Annotated in this window: 12 protein-coding genes; 3 read left to right on the top strand and 9 right to left on the bottom strand. The window is 66.1% G+C overall.

What is annotated here, in order from left to right:
• The first annotated feature begins 19 nt into the window (after positions 1-19).
• Positions 20-760: a CpaD family pilus assembly protein gene (locus tag BraRD5C2_RS01675; protein WP_223966402.1), complete on the top strand. Its 741-nt coding sequence runs from the start codon at positions 20-22 to the stop codon at positions 758-760.
• On the top strand, positions 757-2,025 hold the full coding sequence (locus BraRD5C2_RS01670; protein WP_223966400.1) for an AAA family ATPase: 1,269 nt from the start codon (positions 757-759) through the stop codon (positions 2,023-2,025). The genes BraRD5C2_RS01675 and BraRD5C2_RS01670 overlap by 4 nt, the downstream gene beginning before the upstream one ends.
• Positions 2,026-2,155: 130 nt before the next feature.
• Here the strand turns inward: BraRD5C2_RS01670 and BraRD5C2_RS01665 are convergent, their stop codons facing one another.
• A complete protein-coding gene (locus tag BraRD5C2_RS01665) occupies positions 2,156-2,947 on the bottom strand; it encodes a tetratricopeptide repeat protein (RefSeq protein ID WP_223966399.1) in 792 nt (263 codons plus the stop codon).
• Positions 2,948-3,119: 172 nt separating this feature from the next.
• Positions 3,120-3,365 (bottom strand): PilZ domain-containing protein, encoded by a 246-nt coding sequence (locus tag BraRD5C2_RS01660; protein WP_021079298.1) that lies wholly within the window; start codon positions 3,363-3,365, stop codon positions 3,120-3,122.
• A gap of 317 nt (positions 3,366-3,682) precedes the next feature.
• On the opposite strand from BraRD5C2_RS01660, the gene BraRD5C2_RS01655 reads away from it, so the two are divergent.
• The gene (locus BraRD5C2_RS01655; protein ID WP_223966398.1) at positions 3,683-5,365 is read left to right on the top strand and encodes a Na/Pi cotransporter family protein; all 1,683 of its coding nucleotides are present in this window, start codon (positions 3,683-3,685) and stop codon (positions 5,363-5,365) included.
• Positions 5,366-5,383: 18 nt separating this feature from the next.
• Here BraRD5C2_RS01655 and BraRD5C2_RS01650 read toward each other — a convergent pair whose 3' ends face one another.
• From BraRD5C2_RS01650 to BraRD5C2_RS01620, 7 genes are all read right to left on the bottom strand, one after another.
• Entirely contained in the window at positions 5,384-7,189 is a 1,806-nt protein-coding gene (locus BraRD5C2_RS01650; protein WP_223966397.1) for a M23 family metallopeptidase, read from the bottom strand.
• A gap of 180 nt (positions 7,190-7,369) precedes the next feature.
• A complete protein-coding gene (locus BraRD5C2_RS01645; protein WP_223966396.1) occupies positions 7,370-7,708 on the bottom strand; it encodes a lipid-A-disaccharide synthase N-terminal domain-containing protein in 339 nt (112 codons plus the stop codon).
• Positions 7,708-8,484: a glycosyltransferase family 2 protein gene (locus BraRD5C2_RS01640; RefSeq protein ID WP_223966395.1), complete on the bottom strand. Its 777-nt coding sequence runs from the start codon at positions 8,482-8,484 to the stop codon at positions 7,708-7,710. Before BraRD5C2_RS01640 ends, BraRD5C2_RS01645 begins: the two co-directional genes overlap by 1 nt.
• A gap of 67 nt (positions 8,485-8,551) precedes the next feature.
• A complete protein-coding gene (locus BraRD5C2_RS01635) occupies positions 8,552-9,397 on the bottom strand; it encodes a phosphatase PAP2 family protein (RefSeq protein ID WP_223966394.1) in 846 nt (281 codons plus the stop codon).
• A 1-nt stretch (position 9,398) separates the two neighbouring features.
• Positions 9,399-11,144 (bottom strand): ArnT family glycosyltransferase, encoded by a 1,746-nt coding sequence (locus tag BraRD5C2_RS01630; RefSeq protein ID WP_223966392.1) that lies wholly within the window; start codon positions 11,142-11,144, stop codon positions 9,399-9,401.
• A gap of 82 nt (positions 11,145-11,226) precedes the next feature.
• Complete coding sequence (gene pbpC / locus BraRD5C2_RS01625; protein WP_223966391.1) at positions 11,227-13,338, bottom strand: penicillin-binding protein 1C; 2,112 nt, start codon at positions 13,336-13,338, stop codon at positions 11,227-11,229.
• Positions 13,335-18,542 carry an alpha-2-macroglobulin family protein gene (locus BraRD5C2_RS01620; protein WP_223966389.1) on the bottom strand — a complete coding sequence of 1,736 codons (5,208 nt, stop codon included), beginning with the start codon at positions 18,540-18,542 and terminating at the stop codon, positions 13,335-13,337. The genes pbpC and BraRD5C2_RS01620 overlap by 4 nt, the downstream gene beginning before the upstream one ends.
• Positions 18,543-18,779: the final 237 nt, after the last annotated feature.

Below are 18,779 nucleotides of genomic sequence, written 5' to 3'. Positions count from 1 at the left end.
AGGGTTGGGGGATGCCATGATGACACGCAACACACGAGCCGGTCTTGCGAGGACGCTGTCGCTGTTCGGCGCCCTCGTCGCCACCGCGATCGCGCTTGGCGGCTGCAATCTGACCGGCGACAATATCGCCACCGGCACGGTGCCCGACGACTACCGGGAGCGGCATCCGATCGCCGTCACCGAGGGTGAGCAGTCGATCGTCGTGTTCGTGGGCCGCGCCCGCGGCAACCTTACTGAAACGCAACGCGACGACGTCATGGGACTGGCTCGCACCTGGCGCCGCGAAGGCACCGGCGCGATCGCGATCGACGTCCCGGCCGACACCTCGAATGCGCGCTCGGCGCAGGCGGTGTACCAGGAGATCCGCGGCGCGCTGGCGTCGATGGGCGTGCCCGCCCACGCGATCACGCGGCGTTCCTATCGCGTCGACGATCCGCGCGCGCTGCCGACCATTCGCATCAGCTATCCGAAGATGGCCGCGGTCGCCGGGCCCTGCGGCGTGTGGCCAAGCGACCTTGGTCCCTCGATCTACAATCCGAGCTACAACGAGAACAAGCAGTGGGAAAATTTCGGCTGCGCCACCCAGCGCAACCTTGCCGCGATGGTCGCCAATCCGTCCGACCTCGTACAGCCGCGGACCGAAACCGCCGCCTACACGCCGCGCCGGTCGGTCGCGTTCCAGAAATACGGCAAGGGCGAGTCGACCGCGACCACCTACCCAGAAGCCGATAGAGCCAAGCTGAGCGACGCCGGGAAATGACCGAACAACAAGACGAGCCACAGCACCCCAACGACCACATCGCGCCGGCGCCACGGATTTCCGTGCAGGCTTTCTGCGCCAGCGTCGCGACTGCCACGACGGCGCGCGCCGCCGCCGAGGACCGCCGGCTCGCCAAGGCCCACCTCTCCGTCCACATGGGCGGCATCGCTGCCGCCATCGACGCCTATCACAAGGCGCCGACGCCCAATGTCATCATGCTGGAGACCGAGCCGGACATTGATTTGCTCGCCGGTCTCGACGAACTCGCCACGGTCTGCGATCCCGGCACCCGCGTCGTCGTGCTCGGCACGCCCGGCGAGACCGCACCGTATCGCGAACTGGTCCGGCGCGGCGTCAACGACTACGTCATCGGGCCGGTCAAGGTGCTCGACATCGTGCGCTCGATCTGCGGCCTGTTCTCGTCCACGGAAGCGGTCTCTGTAGGCCGCCTGATCGCGGTCGCGGGCGCCAAGGGCGGTGTCGGCGCCTCGACCGTTGCCCACAATGTCGCCTGGACCATCGCGCGCGACCTCGGGCTGGATTCGGTCGTGGTCGATCTCGACCTCGCCTTCGGCACCGCCGGCCTCGACTACAACCAGGATCCGACCCAGGGCATCGCCAATGCGGTGTTCTCACCCGAGCGCCCGGACAGTGCCTTCATGGAGCGCCTGCTGGCAAAATGCGGCGATCACCTGAGCCTGCTGGCGGCACCGGCCACGCTCGACCAGGTCTACGATTTCGGCGCCGAAGCATTCGATGCCATCTTCGATACGATGCGCATGACCACGTCCTGCATCGTGCTCGACGTTCCGCATCAATGGACCGCCTGGACCAAACGTGTGCTGGTCGGCGCCGACGATATCCTGATCGTCGCCGAGCCCGACCTCGCCAACATGCGCAACACCAAGAACATGATGAACCTGTTGCGCACCACGCGTCCGAACGACCGCCCGCCGCTCTACTGCCTGAACCAGGTCGGCATGTCGAAGCGCCCCGAGATCGAGGTCAAGGACTTCGCCAAGACGATCGAGAGCCAGCCGATCGCGACCATCCCGTTCGATTGCAGGTTGTTCGGCGAAGCCGCCAACAACGGTCAGATGATCGCGGAAGTCTCGGCGCGTCACCGCACCACAAGGACCTTCCTGCAGATCGCGCAACGCCTGACCGGCCGCCCCGATCTCGCCGAGACGCGCGAGTCGTTCCTGTCGCCGCTTCTGCGGAAGCTGCAGTCGCGTCGCAACGATGGACGCCGCGCCGCCGGCTAGAGCATTTTCGGTTCTGATTGAATCAGAACCGAAGCTCTAGATTCTCGTTTTGACGCACTTTCTTCACGCGAACCGGTGTCCACTTCGCTCGAAAACGCTCTAGCCGTCCAGACTTTCGCGTGAGAACGCTCTAGTCGCGGCGGCTCGCCGCGACCGGGATCTTGTCCGTATCGGTGCGGCTCGCATCGTTGCGCGCCAATAGCCGCTTCAAGGCGGCGACATTGGCGGAGCCCTGCTCCGGCGGCACATCGGCCTTCATGATGGTTTCAGCGTCGGCCTGGCGGCCCTGCAGGCCGACCACGACGGCGAGATTGGTGCGCACCCGCATGTCGTCGGGCGCGCGATCCCGCGCACGGCGCAGCGTTTCCTCGGCCTTCGGCAGGTCTTTCGACAGCAGATAGGACAGGCCGAGATTGGAGAGCACCGACGGATCGTCGGGCACGATCTTCAGGGCACTTGCGTAATACTGGCGGGCCTCGTCGTGGCGCTCGAGCTGGTCGAGCACGGCGCCCTGCGCCGACAGGATGCGCCAGTCCGGGTCTTCCGGGGTGTGGGCGCGCCCGAGCACGTCGAATGCCTGCTGGAAATTGCCGTTGTCGGCGAGCGCCCGTCCGTAGCCGGCGAGCAGCGCCTTGTTGCTGGGCTGCGCCAGCACCGCCTGCTCCATGACCGCGACCGCCTGCGCCCGCTGGCCGGTGGCGCGCAGCGCCCGGGCGTATTTCAGCGCGGCGTCGGTATCCTTCGGATTGGCGCGAACGCGTTCGTGGTAGGTCGCGATGTCGCGCCGCGGGTCGGCCGTGGCCGGCGTGGCCTCCGCCGTATCGCCCAATGACCCGGTGATGTCGGACGGACCCGAGGTCTGACAGGCGGACAGCCCGATTAGCAGGATCGCAGCCGATACCGAGCCGGCGAGACGGTGCATACGGCCTGAAGGTCGGGGTAGTTTGTCAGACATCAACGAGACTCGGAACAGCGAAGGTTCCGGGATGCTCACAGCTTAACCCTAAGTTCCGGTTAAGGATGCCATCATCTCGCCGTCATCCGGCCCAGAAGCGGTGCCGGACGCGGCGCAAACCGCCGACCTGGCGGCTGGATCAGTCGACGAACTGGGCGCCGAATTCATGCCCGATCCGCCAGGCCAGGCGGCACTGACGCGGACTGCCGCTCGACAGGATGATGGTGAATTCCGGCGGAATCTCCAGATATTCAGCGATCACCTTGACGCCGCCAGCCGAGATATCGGTGATCATGCAGTCGCGTGGCAGCGACCCTGTGCCCAACTGAATTTTGGCGACGCTCCGGCACTCACGGCGTTCGCTCTTGCGGCGATTGACAAACATTCTGATCCCCAAGCCCTCTTCTGGATAGCTTCTCGGCTGGACAGCTACTCGTTCCCACCGTCATAACGGGGAAAGATTGGAAACTGCCTAGCGGAACCAATCGCAATTGAGCGGTGATGTTCGAGATTCGTTTACCGGGCCTCACCGTTGGACCATGAGGCCGGCTCCGGTGACCTCAGTGCCTCAATTGGCGGCCTCCCTCCTAACGGGGCCCTTTCCAACAGCCGGTTCCAACGTGAACAAAAAGGGGTTGATCCCAGGTCATTTGACGATAGCGTGACCCCTTCGACTCGAATTTGCCGGGATATCCAGGAAGTATGGGAAGTCTAGTTCTGCTTGATCTGATGGGGGGCGTCGCGCTCCTGTTGTGGGGCCTGCACATGGTCCACAGCGGGATTCTGCGGGCCTTCGGGCCCGATTTGCGGCTGTTGCTGGCGAGGGCGCTGAACAACCGCTTCACCGCCCTTGGCGCAGGCCTCGGCCTGACGGCCCTGCTCCAGAGCTCGACCGCGACCGCCTTGATCACCAGTTCCTTCGCCGCCGAGGAGATCGTCAGCCTGGTGCCGGCGCTTGCGATCATGCTCGGCGCCAATATCGGCACCACGCTGATCGTGCAGGTGCTGTCGTTCAACGTCGCGGCCGTGGCGCCGGTGCTGTTCATTGTCGGCCTCGTCGCATTCCGCAGCGGGCCGCGCTCCCGCATCAAGGATCTCGGCCGCGTCTCGATCGGCCTCGGTCTGATGCTGCTCGCGCTGCATATCCTGCTCGACACGATGGCGCCGGCCGAGAATGCCCCGGGCGTGCGCGTGTTCCTGAATGCGATCACCGGCGATCCCGTGCTCTGCATCCTGATCGGCGCAATCGTGACCTGGCTGGTTCATTCCAGCGTCGCCAGCGTGCTGCTGATCATGTCGCTGGCCTATTCGCAGTTCATCTCGCCCTATGCCGCGTTCGCGCTGGTGCTTGGCGCCAATCTCGGTAGCGCCATCAACCCGTTGATGGAGGGCGCGCGGCGCGACAATCCGGCGAGCTACCGGCTGCCGGTCGGCAACCTCGTCAACCGCGTCGTCGGCGTGCTGTTGGTGGCGCCGTTCCTGCGCCCGATCACGGAGACCATCTACGCCTGGCAGCCGGATCTCGCCAAGGCGACCGCGCTGTTCCACATTGCCTTCAACGTTGCGACAGCGGTGCTGTTCATCGGCGTGCTCGACCACATGGCGCGACTGCTCGAGCGCCTGTTGCCCAAACGGGCGCAGGAGACCGATCCGTCACGGCCGCGCTATCTCGACGAGAGCGCGCTGGAGACGCCTTCGCTCGCGCTGGCCGATGCCGCGCGCGAGGTGCTGCATATGGGCGACCACACCGAGGCGATGTTGCGCAAGGTGATGGCGGCGATGCTGACCAACGATCGCGCGCTGGTCGACCAGGTGTCGAAGATGGACAACACCGTCGACCGCCTGAACGAGGCGATCAAGCTTTACGTGACGAAACTTACCCGCGGCAGCCTGGATGAGCGCGAGGGTCACCGCGCCATGGAGATCGTCGCATTCGCGATCAATCTCGAGCATATCGGCGACATCATCGACAAGAATCTGAGCGAGCTCGCGACCAAGAAGATCAAGCATCGCCTGCAATTCTCGGCCGAAGGCGCCGAGGAATTGTCGGCGTTCCACAAGCGCACGATTGACTCGCTTCGGCTCGCGTTCGGCGTGTTCATGTCGGGCGATGCCGCCGAGGCGCGCAAGCTGCTCACCGAGAAGGCGGCGCTGCGCGCGGCCGAGCTCGCCGCCGTCGAGCGCCATCTGGAGCGCCTGCGCGAAGGCCGGCCCGAGACCATCGAGACAACCTCGCTGCATCTCGACGTGCTGCGTGATCTTCGCCGCGTCCATTCGCACATCTGCTCGGTCGCCTATCCCGTGCTCGACGCCGCCGGCGAGACTGCCGCCGATCGCGAGAACGCGGTCGAGGCGGCCGAACTGCCCGCGCCCGGACGCCCTTAGTCCGACGTGCCTTCCAGGCTACGTCGGCGGCCGATGTTCTGAGCCAGACTGGCGCTGTGGAAACGCCGAGGCCGCGGCGAGCTGGTCGATGCTGTCCCGCTGGCGATCGAAAGCCCCAAGCAGATCGCCTTGCAGCACCCGGCCGCCTGACAATTTCATCCGCAGCGGATCGACGTTACGGCCGTTGATCCGCACCTCATAATAAAGATGCGGTCCGGTCGAGAGCCCGGTCGATCCGACATACGCAATCGTCTCGCCCTGACGAACGCGGTCTCCGATCTTCAGCCCGGGCGGAAAGCTCGCGACATGAGCATAGGTCGTCTCATAGCCGCGATCGTGCAGCACGCGGATAAATTTCCCGTAGCCGTGCTCGTAGCCTTCGGTCTCGACGACGCCGGCGCCCGCGGCCGCAATCGGTGAACCATAGGGCGCCGCAAAGTCGACGCCCTCATGGAAGCGGCGGTCGCCGAGGATCGGATGGATGCGCCAGCCAAAGCCGTCGCCGAGGCGCCCGCTGACGACCGGCTTGCGCAACAGGAATTTGGTGATGGACTGGCCATCCTCATCGTAGAAATCGGAGCTGCCATCGTCCGGGGCCGTGAAGCGATAGTAGCGGCGCGCCTGCCCGCCGGCCGTCAAGTCGATGAAGACCAGCTCGGGCTGGCCAATGTCGTTGGGCGCATAGATGATGTTGGCGACGTCGGCGTCGCCGAGAGGCTCGTCGAGGTCGAAATCGCGGCCGCAAAGCCGCATGAGTTCGGCAACGATCCCCTCGTCGACGTGATTGGAGCGAGCAAGCGCGTTAAGCCCGTCACGTAGCGTCTCACCGGGGACGGAGTGGATGTCGGTCGACTGACGCAACAACTTCCCGTTCGACGCGGCGACATCCGGCTGTTCCGGCACGATCGCCTGGTATCGGCCGCTGTCGGTGCGACCGACAGCGGACACTGCCGAGTCTGGCCGTTCGATCGAGACTTTGGCGACATGGCCGCGCGGCGAGCCGGTGTCTCCGTCCTGTTCGATGATCGTGATCTTCTCGCCACCAGACAGCGTCTCGTGACCGCCAGGCGACGGGAAAGCGGCAAGGATCGCCGGAGCGTCCTCCGCAGCCGCGGTCAACGCCCGCAGAATGGCGAACAGTGTGTCACCGGGTCTTGCGATGAGGACATGTCGATGGTGACGCGCAGAGGAAGTCGACTTCGGAAGGCTGGTGACGTTGACAGCTTCACCGATCGGAGAAGACGGCTGCGGCGCAACTTCACTGTCGGCATAGGCGCTGGTTCGGCCCGGCAGCTCGCGGCGTGATGGACCAGTCCGGATGATGGCGGGTAACTCCGACAGCAATTGCGCGTTCGCTCGCTGCTCGTCCTTACCGTCTGCCGGTGCTTCCCGGCGACGGTCCTGTTGTGGTTCGGGATCGATCTCCGCGAGCCGCGCTGACACGCGGGTAAATCGACGGACCGAGCCCGCATCACTCAGCTGCTCGATCTTGAGCGCAGACGGATGGCCTTGCGGGCCCGGCTTCCGATCCAGACGATCGCCGCGCCGCGCCTCGTCGACCACCTGCCCCGTGAAACGCGGAAGTGAAACGACCGGCGATGCCGCGAATCGCGTGCGATCACCGAATGCTCCACGCAGCGCGCCACCAAGGAGCACGACGGCTGCAGCCCCAATCAGAACCGTCCCCGCCATCCAGCGGATACTGATAGCGCGCCGGTCCGGCAGGCCGCGCTCGCCTGTCAGCGGCGGCTCTTCAGGAAACCCGAGATCACGGTCGCTCGATGGATAACCACGCGCTTTGGTGGGTTCGCCATGGCCGGTCATCAACGCCCCTCATCCCCTGGCGCGGGATGCAGCCACGCCCACGACGAAGCGTAGATGCCATACGCCTTGGGGCGATTGTTTGACCGTCGTTCAGCTTTGATCACAATTGAGGTCGACTGGAATCCGTCGAGACGGCCGAGGAGACCAGCATACCGCTCGTCGTACTGACGACCACGAGGATCAGTTGTCGAGCGTCTTCGACGCCTTGCCGCGGTTCTTCACGATCAGCATGATGTTACGAATGTAGATCAGCGTCGCGAGGCCTTGCCCGATGATGATGACAGGCTCGCGCTTGGCGAGCCCGTAGATCAGCGTCATCAGACCGCCGCCCATCGAAAAGAACCAGAACGCCATCGGCACCACGCTCTGGCCGGCACGCTCACTGGATATCCACTGCACGAGAAAGCGCGCCGTGAAGAACAATTGCGCGATCAGGCCGAACGCCAGCCAGAAGTCGAACTTGGCGATGAACACGTCGTAGAAATAGGCGCTGAGCGCCTGGCCGAACTGAATCAGCATCACTTCACCTCGGTCACGACAGGCACTTCAGTGCATGTCACTTCAGTGACGACCGGCGTCGGCTTCTTGCGGCGGATCAGCCACCACACGCCACCGAGATCCATGATCCCGATCCAGAGCCGGTCGAAGAATCCATAATTCGACACCCCGGAATGGCGCGGGCGGTCGACGACATCGACATAGGCGATCGCGAGCCCCTCGCGGCGGACCAGCGCCGGAAGGAATCGATGCAGCCCGTCGAAATAAGGCATCGCCAGAAACACCTCGCGCGGAAACGCCTTCAGGCCGCACCCGGTGTCGCGGGTGCCGTCGCGCAGGATGATGCCGCGCACGGCGTTGGCGATCCGCGATTGCAGCTTCTTGAAGCCGGTGTCCTTGCGTCCGACGCGCTGGCCCGCGGCGAGGCCGACGCGGCCATTGCCGCTCTCGATCGCCGCGATCAGCTTGGGCAGGAAGGCCGGATCGTTCTGGCCGTCGCCGTCAAGCGTTGCCACGATCGCGCCGCGCGCGGCGCGCACGCCGCTGCGCACGGCGGCGGACTGGCCCGACGAGACGGTGTGGCGGAGTTGCCGGAGATTGGGCCGCTGCGCCATGATCGCGTTCAGCCGTTCGCCGGTTGTGTCGGTCGAGCCGTCATTGACGTAGACGATCTCGTAAGCCCAGCGCCCGTCGAGCGCGGCCGCGATCTCGGCGATCAGCGGCGCGATATTGTCGGCCTCGTTGCGCACAGGCACGACGATGGAAACGGCGACCGGCGTCTGGTCGGAAGCAGGCAAATCGGCACTCGTGGTTGGTGTTGGCAGGGGCTGGAACCCGCCCGATCCGGCCATCGGGCGACCGCTTTTATGGGGCGAAGGCGTTCGCCGCAACCCTTTTGAGGTGCCCTTCCGACGGTCCTGACAGCGCCAGCACGGTACCATCGCGATCAATGGCGAAACCAAGGCGGCGGGCCGCGAACCAGTAGCGCACGGCCATAGCGCCGATCACGCCGACCAGCGCGCCGGCCACCACGTCGCTCGGATGATGGGCCAGCAGCACGAGCCGCGTCGCGATGATGATCAGCGCATAGACCAGCATCGCGACCCGTGCACGTGGCCATACTGCTGACACGGCGAAGGCCAGCGCGAATGCCGTGATCGAATGTCCCGACGGAAAGCTCGAATAGGCCTCGGAGCCGGCGAAATGCTGGAAGTTGAAAGCATTGGCCTTGCCGCCGACGAACGGCCGCCCGCGGCCGACGATCCACTTGAGCACTTCCCCCATCGCCACCGACAGCATGACCGACAGGAACAGGTATTGCAGCCTCGTACCTAAGCCGAGCAGAGTCGCGCGCGGCACACCGCGCAGCGCGGGCGACGCCAACGCGACCGCAACCAGCAGCAGGCCGAGCGCGCTCAGCACATACTCGTCCTTGCCGAAATCGGTGAGTATCTTCACCCACCAGAGACCCGGCGTGCCGCGTGGCGGCATCAGACTGATCTCGGCGACATCGACCGCATACATCAGCGTGATGATCACGGCGCCAACGACGACGACGAGCAAAAGTGCGTGGCGCGCGGAGCGTCGTGCCGCCTCGGCCCGGCGCGAATGCGACGGGGCACGCACGAGCTGGGCGAAGGATAGCCAGACCAGCGTCAGCAATCGTCCGAAATAATTGGCGGATTCCGCGGTGGCTGGCGGCGCCGGCATGTCACTCCGTCCCTTCGGAACGGAAGATCGCGATTGAAACGGCCTTGCCCTGCGAGATGTTGTAGCCGTCGATCCGCACCGGCGCGTTGTAGCGCAGGCCGATCGCCTCGGCGCGTTGCACGAAGGCGCGCTCGGAGCGTTGTTCGACCAGAGCGAAGCGGCAGGAGCCCTGCCCCAGGAAATCCGCAGCGCCCGATCCGTCGGTAAGCAGCGTCGAGGTATCGGTCATGAACACGAGGCTCGGCTCATGGAAGCCGGCGGCCGCCGCCTTCGGGCCGACGCAGGTCACGTTGCGCAACGCGCGCGCGACCTCCTGGCTCGGAAACACGGTGGTGAGCCGCGGCAGCACCACGCCATAGGTGGCGCCTGCCATCAGCGCCGCGGCGATCACCGCATTGAGCAGCGAGCGCTCCGCGCGGCTGTCCTCGAACATCCACCACGCGATCAGGCCGAACACCATCGCCACGGCGAACAACGGCCAGGCCGGAAACACCGGCTGATGGATTGCCTTGATGGCGCCGACGATCACGAGCACCGCGCCGAACGCGGGGATGGCGAACCACCAGGCGGCACCACGCAATAGCCAGGGGGAACGCGACAGCACACGCCGCTCCAGCGCGCCAACGGTCAGGATCGCGATCGCCGGATAGAGCGGCAGGACGTAATGCGGCAGCTTGGTCAGCACCGCCTCGAACACGATCCAGGACGGGATCAGCCAGGCCAGCAGGAACTGCGCGCCCGGCTCGCGCCGCGCGCGCCAGACCGCCGGCGCCGCCAGGCCCGCGAGCGGCGCGCCGGGCCAGAACGTGATCCAGAACAGCAGCAGATAGAGCCCGGGCGGCGCGCCGTGCGACTCCTGTGCGCCGAGCTTGCTCAGCATGTCGCCGCCGACCGAGTCGGCAAAGAAGGTTTCGCCGGCGCGCAGGAAGATCAGCACGAACCATGGCAGCACCAGCACCAGGGTCCACATCAGGCCCCAGACCGGGCGCATGCGCCAGAACCAGGCCGCCGAGCGATCGAGGATCGCAAGCCCAGCCATGGCAAGGCCGACGAACATCAGGATCAGAGGGCCCTTGATCAGGATGCCGACCGCCAGCGCCGTCCAAAAGATCGCAGGCGGGGCCCATGATGGATGCGCCGGATCCTCGCCGCGTTGCCAGGACAGATACACCCGCGCCATCGCGCCCATCGCCGCGGTGACTGTCAGAAGCAGCATGGCGTCGGTCTTGGCGAGCCGCGCTTCGACGCCAAGCAGCACACAGCTCGCCATCATCAAGGCAGCCAGCACCGCCCCCTGTCGAGTCACGAAGGCGAGTGCCGTCCAATAGGTCAGTAAAACGGCGCCGATGGCGCCGATCAGGGACGGCAGGCGGTAGACCCAGATGCGGACCTGGGCGCGCGGCACCCCGAGCGAGGAGATCGTCTTCAGCGCCGCCGCCTGCATCCAGTAGATGCCGACCGGTTTCTTGTAGCGGACGTCGTCCTGGAAGCGGATGTCGACGAAGTCGCCGCTCTCGACCATCTGCTTGGTCGCCTGGGCAAAGCGAACCTCATCGCGGTCGATCGGCGGGATGGTGAAGAAGCCCGGCAGGAACAGCACCAAGCAGGTCAGCGTCAGAAACAGGATCGAACGCCATTGGCTGGCCGTCGCGAACTCAAACGCCATGAACAGCCTGCGGCTCGAATGCGCAGGTTTTACAGACTGTTGCCCTGCTCCGAAGCGCCGGGGTTGGAGGCTATCCACCATGGGTTTCGCATACGATGAAACCGCAGCGCAAACAACCGTGCTGTTCCGCTTTCCAACCCTGCCGCTCCGCTTTCCCGCGCGATCATTGCACGCGGATCACAACGGTATCCGCTGCCCCCGTGGCGTCGATCACGGTGAGCCGCGCGAAGCCCGGCCCGGGCGGGTCGATCAGGCGCTGGCGCCGGCTGTCGATGTCCCCGGCTGAGACACCGTTCACGAGTACGGTCAGCGGAAGCACCCCGCCGGCGACCTTGACCGGCATGGCCGCATGACCGCCCTCGGATTGATCGACGTCGATCCGTGAGCCGTTCAGCGGAAACTGGATGTGTGGCGCCTGGTCGTTGCCGCTGCGGACCAGTTCGCCGAGCGGCCGGAACCGGCGCAGCGGCGGCGGCAGTTTTGCGTTGGAGGCGACCAGCACGCCGCGCGGCGGCTTCGGCAACACCGCCGGCATCTTGCCGGTGCGCGCAAAGGCGTCGAACAGGATGGGCGCCGCCGCCGTGCGCCCAACCAGCCCCGGCACTGGCGCGCCATCCGGGCGGCCGACCCAGACGCCGATGGTGATGCGGCCGTCGAAGCCGACCGACCAAGCATCGCGATAGCCATAGCTGGTGCCGGTCTTGAACGCGATCCGGTTATGCACGCCGTTCTCCGGCGGCGGCGTGCCGAGCAGGACGTTGCCGACCTGCCAGGCCGCCGCCTGGTCCATCAGCCGCATCGTGTCGCGGCTGTCATTCGCCTGCATGATCTCGCGCAGCGGCTTGGTCGCACCGAGCCGCGCCAAACCGGAATAGAGCTGGGCGAGATCCTGCAGCGTGATGCCGACGCCGCCGAGGCCCATCGCAAGGCCCGGTGCCTCGTCCTTCGGCAGCACGAGGTTGGTGCCGGCCTGCTTCAGCCGCGACGACAGCCGGCTCGCGCCGACCCGGTCGAGCAGCGCGATCGCCGGCACGTTCAGCGACAATTGCAGCGCCCTGCGGATCGGCACGGTGCCCTGGAACGTCATGTCGAAATTTTCCGGCGCGTAAGTGCCGAACCGGATCGGCCGATCCTCGATCAAACTGTCGGGATGAACAAAGCCGTCCTCGAAGGCGAGGCCGTAGATGAACGGCTTCAGCGTCGAGCCCGGCGAGCGCACCGCGCGCGTCATGTCGACCTGCCCGGCGCGCCGCTCGTCGAAATAATCCGCCGAGCCGACGCGTGCGAGCACGTCACCCGTCTCATCGTCGACCACGACGATCGCAACCGAGACATCGGGCCCCTGCGCGATGGCGCGGTCGCGCGCCAGCACCTCCAGGTTCCGTTGTAGCGCGGCGTCCAGTGTCAGCTTGATGACCGGCGCATCCTTCATCGTCGCGATCGCCTGATCGGATGAATGCGGCGCCAGGATCGGAATCTGCTTGCGCAGCTTCGGCACTGGCGTGGCCCGGGCCTGCGCGGAGTCGTCCTTCGACACCACGCCGTCCTCGACCATCCGTTCGAGCACGCGGTCGCGCGCGGCATGGGCCGCTTCCGGATAACGATCGAGCCGCCGCCGCTCCGGCGATTGCGGCAGCGCCACCAGCAGCGCGGCTTCGGCGAGCGAGAGCCGCTTCGGCTCCTTGCCGAAATAGGCGATCGAGGCGGCGCGCACGCCCTCGAGATTGCCGCCGAACGGCGCCAGCGCAAGGTAGAGGTCGAGGATCTGGTCCTTCGAAAGCTGCCGCTCCAGTTCAACCGCGCGCACCATCTGCCGCAGTTTTGCGTAGACCGAGCGCTGGTGCCGCGGCTCGATCAGCCGCGCGAGCTGCATCGTGATCGTCGAACCGCCGGAGACGATATGGCCGCGAGTGAGCAGCTGGAAACCGGCGCGCGACAGCGCCAGCGGATCGATGCCATGATGCGCGTAGAAGCGCTTGTCCTCATAGGCGAACAGCAGCTTCAGATAGCCGGGATCCACTGCTGTCTTCGCATCCACCGGCAGCCGCCAGCGTCCATCCGCCATCGCATAGGCGCGCAACAGTTTTCCGTTGCGGTCGATGACCGTGGTCGAGACCTGCTGCGCCTGCGCAAGTGGCAGCGGACCGAGCGACACGACCCAGGCGGCGAAGGCGCCGGCTGTAACCAGCGTCGCGACGGCACAGATCGCCAGGATTGGCCTGAGCCCTTGCCAGCGCGATCCGCGTACCGGTGCTGTCGTCAACGTTCCACTCATTTCGCCGGCTTCACCTCGACCGCACCGGTGCCGCTGCGGCCGTAGCGCGAGGGGTTGTACATGTCCTCGACATAGGCCTGCGGCAGCACGTATTTGCCCGGCGACACCGCGCGCACGACATAGGCGACGGTGAACACCGACTTGTCGTTGGCGCCCCGGTCGATCGCCGCAGTGAAGCGGTCATCGCGGAACTCGGTGTTCTTGGGCTCGACACCATCCTCGATCCACTCGAGCGTGCCGGAATCGCCCGACGACACCAGGTTCGGGTTGTCGATCTCGAGCCCTGCCGGCAGATAGTCGGCCACCATGATGTGACCGAATTCGGGTTTGGCTTCCGTCACCTTCAAGACAACCGCGAACCGGTCATTCTGTTTCGCCTTGCTGACGTCGGCCGGCTTGCCGTCGAGCGTGAAGTAGCTGCGCTCGATCTTGAAGCCGTTGGAGGCCGCGGGTTCCGGTGTCACCGGCGAGCCCGACACCGAGATCACCGCCTGCACCGGCGTATCGCCGGTATTGGTGATCTTGAGCGGCTGGCCCGTCATCTCCTCGGCCTTGTAGCTGCGATAGACCGCGGTCTTGACCGGCTGGCCGTTGATGTCGAGCGCCATTGTCTCCCTGGCGAGCGCGCGTGCCGCCAGCACCATCCACGCATTCTCCTGCGTCGAGGTGTAGGGCGACAGCCCCCGCGCCGCTTCGACCCGCAGCACGGCTTGCGTCAGCGTCGTGCGCGGCGCATTGCCCTCGCCTGCGAGCGAAACCAGCGCCGCCGCATCGCGCAGCGCCGAGCCGTAATCGACCCGGCCGAACTCGATCACCGGTTTGGGGTTCAGCGCGTCGAGCGCGGCACCATAGACCCGCTCCGCCCTCGCCTTGTCGCCGACCAGCGCCAGCGCCGCGGCAAGCTGCGCCTTCGAGATCGGCGTCGCCAGATTGTTCAGCTTGGTGTCGGCAAGGTAACGCAGGTCGCCGATCGGCGCCGCACCGTTGCGCGCGAGCACGTAGAGGCCGTAGGCCAGATCGCGGCCGCCGTCCTTCTCCGGCTCGTTGGCATTGACCACCGAGTTCCTGACGCGGTCGAGTGCGTTCTTGAACAGCACGTCCGGCACCGCAAAGCCCTTTTCGCGGGCCCGGGTCAGGAAGTCGGTGACGTAGGCGTCGAGCCAGGCGTCGTCGCCGCCCGCCGACCACAGGCCGAACGAACCGTTCGATCCCTGCCGTGCAAGGAGCCGCTCGATCGCGTCGCGGATGCGCTGGTCGACCGCGGTGTCCATCGCAAGATGAGCGCCGGCGGCGAGATCGTTGACATAGAGCAGCGGCAGCGCGCGGCTCGTGATCTGCTCGGAGCAGCCATAGGGGTAGCGGTCGAGCGCCTTCAGGATGCTCGCGGCATCGAGCGCGGTCGACAGGCTCGCCGAGACCGAGACGCTGCCGGTGCCCGGCACCAGATCGGAGAACATGTCTGAGGTCAGCGTCAGGCTCTCGCCCTTCGCCAGCGTGCGGATCGAGCGGCGCGCCAGCACCTGGGTCGCCGGCTTGACGTCGAGCGCATAATGCCGCGCCAGCGTCATCCCGTTCGGCCCTGATATGTCGACGTCGAAATCGGCACGACCCGCGCCGCCGGCTTCGAGGCCGAGCGACAGCGAGGTGCGCTGCTTGGCGGCGAGCTTCACCGTCGTGGTCGGATTGCCCGAAGCCTTGATCGGGCCGCTCGCCTTGACGCTGACGGCATAATCGCCGGCGGCGCCTTCGACATTGTCGATATCCATGCTGATGGTGCCCTTGTCACCGGTCAGCAGGAAGCGCGGCAAGGTCGCCGTCACCACCACGGGATCGCGCACGATGACATCAACATTGGCGCGGCCGAGCTTGGTGGCGCTCCACGCCACCGCCATCACCCGCGCGGTGCCGGCGAATTCGGGGATGTCGAAGCTCACCTCGGCGGTGCCGTCGGGGCCGACCGTGACGATGCCGGAATAGAGCGCCAGCGGCTTCTGCGTGGGCGGCGAGCCCTGCAGCTCGGCACCGGCGGCGTCACCGCCGCTGCGGATCTGGCCGGTTGTGCCCTGCATGCCGTCGATCAGCTGGCCATAGAGGTCACGGATCTCGGCGGTCAGGCGGCGCTGGCCGAGATAATAGTCATCCGGCGCGGGCGGCTTGTAGTTGGTCAAATTGAGGATGCCGACATCGACCGCGGCCAGCACCACCTTGGCATCTTCGCCAGGATTGAGCCCGCCGAGCTTGACCGGGATCTTCAGCGCCGTGCCCGGCCGCACCAATGCGGGCGGCGAAAGCTCGACGGCCAGTGTGCGTGTCTTCTTGTCGATGCCGAACCATTTCAGCCCGATCGCGCGACCGGGCATGCGTCCAGCGGTGGCATCGAGCGGACGGCGCAGCGTCGTCATGACATAAGCACCAGTACCCCAGTCCTTGCCGACCGGAAGCTTGACCTGCTGGGTGCCCTCCTTGACGTCGACGCTTTGGGTCGTCAGCAGGCGGTCGCCCAGCACGTAGACCGTGAGCTTGCCGGCCGTGCGGGCGTTGACCGACACCGTCATGGTGTCGCCGGATTGGTATTCCGGCTTGTCAATCGAGGTTTCGAGCAGGTCTGGCGTGTCGGCACTGCCGTCGGAATACCAGCCGACATCGAACTGCACCGAGGTCACCGGACCGTCGGCATCGGTCGATTTCACATCGAGCCGGTAGCGGCCGGGCTGCGGCTGGAAGGTCAGGCGCATCGGCTTGTCGACGGCGAGATTGACGTCGCCGTCGGAAACGCGGCGAGTCGATTTGACCGGCTCATACTGCCAGGACGAATTCTGCCGGTACCATTGGTAACGCGACTCCAGCTTCAACAGCTCGTAGCGCAGCCCGTTGCGCGGCAGCTGCTTGCCGTCGGGCGCGACGAACACGACGTCGAACTCGGCCTTGTCGCCCTCGGCCACACTCTTGTCGCCGAACAGCGGCTTGACGCCGATCAGCGAGGCCGCAGGCGCCACGGGCAGCACGATCTTGCGCTCGACCGAACGGCCTCCGGTCTCCGCCATACGGATGAAGATCTGGGCCTCCTGCGGCCGCGTCGAGGCCGGGACCTTGTCGAGCTTGACTGGGAAGCTCGCCGCGCCGTTGGCATCGGCCTCCGGCAGGTCCTCGATCGGGGTCCGCTCGTTGCTCGCGGTCTGCTCGTCGTCGACGCCGAATTGGTAGCCGGCGTAGCCGGGCCGGCCGGCCGCCGCGGGCGCAACCAGCATGTCACCTTCGAGCTGCAGGCCCGAGGCCGGCGCGCCATAGAGGAAGTGGCCGGAAACCTGAAGTTCCACTGGAACTTCAACTTTGATCACCTTCTCTTTGCTGGTTAGGTCGAATTCGATCCGCTCGGGGATATAGTCCTCGACCATGAAGGTGGTCTCGCCGACCGACGAGCCCTTGGGATCGGTAAAGACGCGCGCCCGCCAGGTGCCCCTAGGCACCGCAGAGTTGAGCGCCACCGCCAGCATGCGGCCGCCGGCGCCCTGGTCGGGCAGCACGGTGCGGCGGAATTCGACGCCGTCGGGCCGCTCGATCACCATGGTCAGCGGCGTCCCGGTCAGGGCGTTGCCCTGTCCATCGCGCAGCAGCGCGGTCAAATAGACGGTCTCGTTGGAACGGTAGACACCGCGCTCGGCGTAGACGAAGGCGTCCGCGCCGGCCGGGATTGCCCGGCCCGCGACGCCGCGGTCCGTCAGGTCGAAGGCGTTCGTCTTCAGGCTCAGGAAGGCGTAGTCGGCCTTCTCGCCCGTTACCGTCAGCAGTGCCGGTGACAATCCGCCCTCGCCGCGCGCCAGCCCCTGCTCGAACAGCACATGACCCGCTGCATCGGTCTTGCGCGTGGCCAGGATCTCGTTGTTGCGGGCGACCAGCTTTACCTCGGCATTAGCAACCGCTTCGGTGGAGGCCAGCGAGTTGACGAAGACGTGGATACCGTCGTTGCCGGAGAACGCCGACAGGCCCATGTCGGAGACGATGAACCATTGCGTCGCCAGCGTGCCGTCGTCGTCGCTGCCCGGCCCCTTGGCCGCGGCGGTCATGACGTAGACACCCGGCTGCAGGTCGCCGAGCGCCTGGTCGACCGGAAATGCGGTGACGACGTCCTGGTTCAGCGTGGTGGCGGTGGCGAGCTCGCCGGACCACACCTTCACGCCGCGCTGGTCGCCGAGATCGGAGAGCTGATAGCGGCTCAGCGTGCTCTGGAAGTCGCTGTCGATCACGGTGTTGATCAAGTTGCGGTCGCCGATCCGGAACACGTTGACCGTGACCGCCGGCGTGTTGACACTGACCACCGGGATACCGCGCTGGCCGGTCCGCGGCAGCACATAGGCGCGCCCGGTGAACCGCACGAACGGCTTGCGGTCGCGGACATAGATGTTGAACTCGGCCGATTTCGGCAGGGTCTCCTTGACGGTCGACGGCAGGCCGGCGCGCAGATTGATGTTGTAGCGTTCGCCGTGCTTCAGCCCGTCGACGCAGAGCTGCTGGCCTTCCGCCGACAGAGCCGGCTTGTCGGTGCCGGCCAATGCGAGATACGGCGCGAAGTCGACGCGCTTGGCGAGTTCCTCGGAGAACTGGAAGCAGGCCCGCGGCGAGGCCGCGTCGGAATCGACGGTATAATCGAGCAGCCGGAAGCCGTGCTCGTCGCGCATCTTCTCATATTGGCCCCGCACATCGGCGACCTCGCGCAGATCCAGCGACAGCCGCAGCGCATCGAGCGCCGGACGCCACAGCTTGCGCTCCGCGAGCGCCTTGCCGAGCACGGCCAACGAATCGGCCTCCTCGCCCGCATTGCCGGCGCGCTGATAGGCGATGTAGGCGGCGGTGGAGGCGCGCTCCATCAGGAAGGTCTGTTCGCTGGAGCTGGCCGATCGGATCTGGAAGACGGTTTTGGCAAGCCGCAGCCAGTTGGCGCCGTCCTCGGGCGCGGTTGCCGCGATCTGGCCGAGGATCGTGAGACCGCCGCGGAAATCATTGCGCTTGAAGGCAGCGTCCGCATCGGTGCGCAAGGTCGCGGCCGACTTGTTGACCGCGCCTGCCTCGCTCTTGATCTGGGCCTCCAGCTTGATCGCGGAATCGGCGAGATCGTCGCGCTTAAAGGCCTTGTCCGCAGCCTGGGCGCTCACCAGGCCGAGCGCCAGCGTGGCGCAAAGTGCGGCCGCACGAACCAATCCGATCATGATGGAGCTCCTGGACGCCCCGCGGTCGACCGCCGCGTTGGGGTTAAAAAATGCGCGAAAAGGTGACGGAGTGAAGGCGCTGACATGAATGGACGAAAACGTCGCAGATTGCATTGCCGACATTCCTTCGACCGGCCCCGGCGGCAGCATGATGCCGACTCGGCGGGCTGGTCAGGCCACTGCAGGACGGGACCCCTGCTCGCCTTTGTCGTCTGACCACAAAAATCGGTTCGGACG

The sequence above is a fragment of the Bradyrhizobium sp. RD5-C2 genome (assembly GCF_019972155.1).
Classification (GTDB): domain Bacteria; phylum Pseudomonadota; class Alphaproteobacteria; order Rhizobiales; family Xanthobacteraceae; genus Bradyrhizobium.
The sequence above is the reverse complement of the archived record's forward strand: the minus strand, read 5'-3'. Positions and strand labels throughout refer to the sequence as shown.

Coding starts and splice junctions, on each gene's coding strand:
- BraRD5C2_RS01665 (WP_223966399.1), bottom strand. CDS start 2,947: ATGCACCGTCTCGCCGGCTCGGTATCGGCTGCGATCCTGCTAATCGGG.
- pbpC (WP_223966391.1), bottom strand. CDS start 13,338: ATGAGTGGAACGTTGACGACAGCACCGGTACGCGGATCGCGCTGGCAA.
- BraRD5C2_RS01630 (WP_223966392.1), bottom strand. CDS start 11,144: ATGGTGGATAGCCTCCAACCCCGGCGCTTCGGAGCAGGGCAACAGTCT.
- BraRD5C2_RS01645 (WP_223966396.1), bottom strand. CDS start 7,708: ATGCTGATTCAGTTCGGCCAGGCGCTCAGCGCCTATTTCTACGACGTG.
- BraRD5C2_RS01670 (WP_223966400.1), top strand. CDS start 757: ATGACCGAACAACAAGACGAGCCACAGCACCCCAACGACCACATCGCG.
- BraRD5C2_RS01655 (WP_223966398.1), top strand. CDS start 3,683: ATGGGAAGTCTAGTTCTGCTTGATCTGATGGGGGGCGTCGCGCTCCTG.
- BraRD5C2_RS01660 (WP_021079298.1), bottom strand. CDS start 3,365: ATGTTTGTCAATCGCCGCAAGAGCGAACGCCGTGAGTGCCGGAGCGTC.
- BraRD5C2_RS01675 (WP_223966402.1), top strand. CDS start 20: ATGACACGCAACACACGAGCCGGTCTTGCGAGGACGCTGTCGCTGTTC.
- BraRD5C2_RS01635 (WP_223966394.1), bottom strand. CDS start 9,397: ATGCCGGCGCCGCCAGCCACCGCGGAATCCGCCAATTATTTCGGACGA.
- BraRD5C2_RS01650 (WP_223966397.1), bottom strand. CDS start 7,189: ATGACCGGCCATGGCGAACCCACCAAAGCGCGTGGTTATCCATCGAGC.
- BraRD5C2_RS01620 (WP_223966389.1), bottom strand. CDS start 18,542: ATGATCGGATTGGTTCGTGCGGCCGCACTTTGCGCCACGCTGGCGCTC.